The organism is Anaerophaga thermohalophila str. Valhall (genome assembly GCF_000250735.1).
In the GTDB taxonomy this organism is placed as follows: Bacteria; Bacteroidota; Bacteroidia; order Bacteroidales; family Marinilabiliaceae; genus Anaerophaga; species Anaerophaga thermohalophila_A.
Genome location: NZ_AHZV01000265.1, coordinates 1 through 599 on the forward strand (window position 1 = coordinate 1; position 599 = coordinate 599).

The 599-nt window shown below is 38.9% G+C and carries 1 protein-coding gene; it reads left to right on the forward strand.

Annotated features, from left to right (window positions below; genetic code table 11):
• The first annotated feature begins 153 nt into the window (after positions 1-153).
• Positions 154-588, forward strand: a complete 435-nt coding sequence (locus tag OQ5_RS0114270) for an endonuclease domain-containing protein (protein ID WP_016778135.1) — start codon at positions 154-156, stop codon at positions 586-588.
• The last annotated feature ends 11 nt before the right edge of the window (positions 589-599 follow it).

Genomic DNA, 599 nt, shown 5'->3' on the forward strand with positions numbered 1-599 from the left:
CCCCTGAAAGGGAGAACCGGGCTAACCCGCAATTCATAGCAGATTAAAACATATGAATGGGACTATATCAAAGGAATTGAACGGGGGGGTTCCCCTTTAAGGGGGATAGGGGGTGTGCGAAGGGGAAAACAATTTTAATCTCAATAATACAAAATGACTGAAACCCCATCCAGATATCAGAAAAACCTATTTTATGGTGCTTCACAACTCATAACAAAAAGAGCAATTGAGTTAAGAAAGAATATGACTCCTGTTGAAAAAGAATTATGGAAACACCTTAAAAACAAACAAATCTTAGGCTTACGGTTTCGCCGTCAACACCCAATTGACATTTTCATAGCTGATTTCTATTGCCATAAAATCAAGTTGGTAATCGAGCTGGATGGCCAGATTCACTCAACCCCAGAAAATATTGAATACGATGAAAACCGAACAGCTGAACTTGAGCGATTAGGTATTAAAGTAATCCGTTTTAAGAATGAAGAAGTATTGGAAAATATTGAAGAAGTGGTTAACCAAATAAAAAAGAAATGTGAGCAATTGTTGATGAGAGGTTTTCAGCTTCCCCCTCACCCACTACCCCTCTGACTCCCCTGAAA

Coding starts and splice junctions, on each gene's coding strand:
- OQ5_RS0114270 (WP_016778135.1), top strand. CDS start 154: ATGACTGAAACCCCATCCAGATATCAGAAAAACCTATTTTATGGTGCT.